Origin of the sequence: Bradyrhizobium sp. (assembly GCF_049519115.1) — a bacterium.
GTDB lineage: Bacteria > Pseudomonadota > Alphaproteobacteria > Rhizobiales > Xanthobacteraceae > Bradyrhizobium.
The window spans coordinates 1-3,216 of the sequence record NZ_JBEKRB010000190.1 but is presented as its reverse complement, the minus strand read 5'-3'; the positions used below and the strand labels follow the sequence as shown (position 1 = coordinate 3,216).

Sequence of the window (3,216 nt, the reverse complement as noted above, 5' to 3'; positions counted from 1 at the left end):
GTTGCCAATTTCTATGTGTTCCTCCCTTGGGACGAATCACTCTCAGCCACCCCGTCGCGCCTACATTCGCTCTGGGCCTCCCGGTGCACTAAGATTCCGGAAGCTGCGCTGAAGTTAGTTCGCATTCGTGAGAATACGGCAATTTAGATGCGTTGTGGAAAAAAAGTGATCAGAATTCGAGTTATTTTTTTCTCGGAGGGGCTGCGACGGAGGTAACGGCTGTCAGCCTCCCGCCAGCGAAGCAGGCAGAAAACCAGCTCGAACGATCTGGTATAAATAATGCGATTTCAAAAACCGTTTCTCTCAGGAGAAAATTCCATGAAGAAAATGCTGCTTGCTGCTTTCTTGATGAGCGCCGTCATCCTGCTCGCCCAATCAGGAAAACCGCAGAATACCTTTACGCCAAATCAAATCAAGTGGGGACCGCCTCCGCCGTTCGTCGCCGCTGGCGCACAGCTCGCAGTGCTGGAAGGCGATCCCACCGCCAGCACTGGGGATTACACCATCCGGCTGAAGATGCCTGGCGGATACAAGATCGCTCCTCACTGGCACCCCAAGAGGGAGAACGTCACCGTTATCTCCGGGAGTTTTAAGGTAGGTATGGGGGACAAGTTCGAGGCGGCTAAAATGGGGACCTTCCCCGCTGGCAGCTTCGCTTATCTGGATCCCGAAATGCACCACTACGCGATGGCTTTGGGGCCAACGGTGGTTCAGGTGCATGGCATGTCGCCGCTGCAGTTCAACTATGTGAACCCTGCGGATGATCCCAGCAAGAAGTGACCGCAAGACAGCAAGGGGCGGGTGCTTGGGCTATCGGACACTTAATCGGGAAGTTTGTTCCGAGTCCAAACCCGCGAGGGCTAATTGTTTGCGACCTTACTCGATCGGGGGGCCGTCGCCCGCTTTCACAGCGATCGGTCGCAGATCGGTAATCAGGTGATAAAGAAAACGGCCTGGTTCTTCCTGCATTACCATGTGGGCAGAATTGTCGAACCACACGAGTTTCTTTGCCGGCGCATGAATGCGCTGGAACCACTCATCAGCAACCGTATGAGAGGTTGCGTAATCGTGACGACCCTCAAAAAGGAGGATTGGGCACTTGAACGTAACCAGATTCTCATAGTTCAGTTCTTCCGCGGCGCTCAAAAGATGAGTCAGGGAGTACAAACTACCTTCATCAACCAGGTCTAGATCTTTGTCCGTGTAATCCGGCGAAAGATTCCACGCATTTCCATCATAGGAGAAATCGGTGCGCCCGTAAGTGAGACCACCGTAGAACATGATCCATTTACGCTGCATCCCGATTCTGGCAAAAGTCAGCTCGGCTGTACCGGGATAAGGAGCGATGGACAGGAGTTCTTTTTCGGCGTCGGAGTTATGATGGGAGCGAGCCTCGTCCATCGCGAAGCGATAGCCCTCCTCTTCGCTACGTCTTATATTGATCATCTGTCCCACGCCTAAATATGCATGGAGCCATTCGGGATGGCGTTGTGCAACCGCCAGACCGAGTACGCTTCCCCATGAGTGTCCGAGCAGAAAAATCTTCCGCTTGCTGAATGTCTTTAGCAGGTATTGCACCACTTCTTCCGTATCGCTGGTCATCTGCGCGATCGTCATCGTTGAAGCGAGCGCGTTCGGGTCATTGGCGGCATACGTCTTTCCCGTGCCACGCTGGTCCCACTGCACCACGGTGAAGTAATCTTCCCACGGCGTCTGGAAGGTATAGTCTGCGGGCATCGTCGGCGATCCAGGACCGCCATGTAGAAAAAGAATAATTGGGTTGCGGCGATCTTTCCCGCGGATGGATACCCACTGCGTGGACCCATTGATCTGCAACGGAAGAAGCTCATCGACACCGTTCGGAGAGACGATCTTTCGAGAGGCTGCGATGATGTCGGTCACCTCTGCCCGCGACATCATCTGCGGCTGAGAGGGGTTGCTATTTGTGCTCTGCTGGACTCCGGCGCTCTGCCCATGGCAGAGACAAGCAAACAGCAGTACAGTCAAGATCGCAGTCTTCGAGACAAGAATGGCTGGCGCTGGTGCCGTCACTTTCTTCATCTTCTTTTTGATGCCAAAAAGGCAGCAATTGCACCTTAGACGCTCTTCCAGAGTTCGGCGCGTGGATCCTCGGGGTTCAACTTTGCCAGTTCGCGCAGGATTTCCTTCGAGCGCTCGTCGTGGGGCATGGGGACTGCGGTCTTGATCTCAACGATCTCATCTCCGCGTGCTCCCTCTTTGGTCGCCGACGGCACGCCCTTTTCGCGCAGCCGCAGCTTCTGGCCCGACTGCGTTCCCGGCGGAATCTTGAGCATGGCGCGGCCATCGATAGTCGGAACCTCAACCTTAGCGCCGAGCGCCGCTTCGGTGACGCTCACCGGAACGGTGAGGTGAATATCGTCGCCTTCCCGATGGAAAATAGGATGGTCTCCCGCGCGGATAATGGCGTACAGGTCGCCGGGGGGTTGCCCGTGAGAACCAGCGTTGCCTTTGCCAGGAATTCGAATGCGCTGGCCATCGCGCGTGCCAGCCTTGATACGGACCTCGAGCGGTTCGGTTTTCTCAACCGTGCCCACTCCGTGGCAGGTCGGGCAGGTCGAAATGTTCTTACCCGTGCCGTGGCAGCGCGGACAAGTCGTATTGAACTTCATCCGTCCGCCGGTTTGGGTGATCTGGCCGGTGCCGCCACATTCCGGGCACTTGCCCGGGGACTCGGTGTAGCCATTGCCGTGACAAGTCCCGCAAACCTCCTGCCGGGTAATGTTCAACCGCATGACGCCGCCGCGGATCGCGGTCCAGAACGGCACGTTAACCTGGTACTCCAGGTCGGAACCTGGTTCGGGCACTTCCTGCGCGGCCGCGCCGCTCCGGCCGCTGAACATCCCGGAAAAGATGTCTTTGAAACCCCCGCCGCTGCCACTTTTCCGGCCCCGGCCGCCGCTGGCTCCTCCTTCGAAAAGATCGGAGAAATCAAACCCACTGAAGTCATAATTCGCGCCCTGACCTCCCGCGCCAGCGGGTTGTCCGCCCGGGAAGCCTCCCTGAAAATCAGTGGCGCCGCCCGTCCCACCACCGGCACGCGCATACGCATCGGCCGTCGCAGGATCAATGTTGTCCGAGTAAAAGCCCAACTGGTCGTAAATCTTGCGCTTCTTGGGATCGCTCAGAACATCATTAGCCTCAGACAGCACCTTGAACTTCTCTTCAGCTCCCTTG

At 56.6% G+C, this 3,216-nt stretch carries 3 protein-coding genes; 1 reads left to right on the top strand and 2 read right to left on the bottom strand.

The window, feature by feature from the left end; translation table 11 throughout:
- Positions 1-318 precede the first annotated feature (318 nt).
- Positions 319-780 carry a cupin domain-containing protein gene (locus ABSE61_RS37010; protein WP_423876093.1) on the top strand — a complete coding sequence of 154 codons (462 nt, stop codon included), beginning with the start codon at positions 319-321 and terminating at the stop codon, positions 778-780.
- 96 nt (positions 781-876) lie between these two features.
- On the opposite strand, the gene ABSE61_RS37005 is transcribed toward ABSE61_RS37010, so the two are convergent.
- Both ABSE61_RS37005 and ABSE61_RS37000 read right to left on the bottom strand, forming a co-directional pair.
- On the bottom strand, positions 877-2,061 hold the full coding sequence (locus tag ABSE61_RS37005) for an alpha/beta fold hydrolase (RefSeq protein ID WP_423876092.1): 1,185 nt from the start codon (positions 2,059-2,061) through the stop codon (positions 877-879).
- A 35-nt stretch (positions 2,062-2,096) separates the two neighbouring features.
- On the bottom strand, positions 2,097-3,216 hold a 1,120-nt coding region (locus tag ABSE61_RS37000; protein WP_423876091.1), incomplete at its 5' end, for a DnaJ C-terminal domain-containing protein.

Bases quoted from the DNA above. Each gene is read 5' to 3' on its own strand.
- ABSE61_RS37010 (WP_423876093.1), top strand. From the start codon at position 319: ATGAAGAAAATGCTGCTTGCTGCTTTCTTGATGAGCGCCGTCATCCTG.
- ABSE61_RS37005 (WP_423876092.1), bottom strand. From the start codon at position 2,061: ATGAAGAAAGTGACGGCACCAGCGCCAGCCATTCTTGTCTCGAAGACT.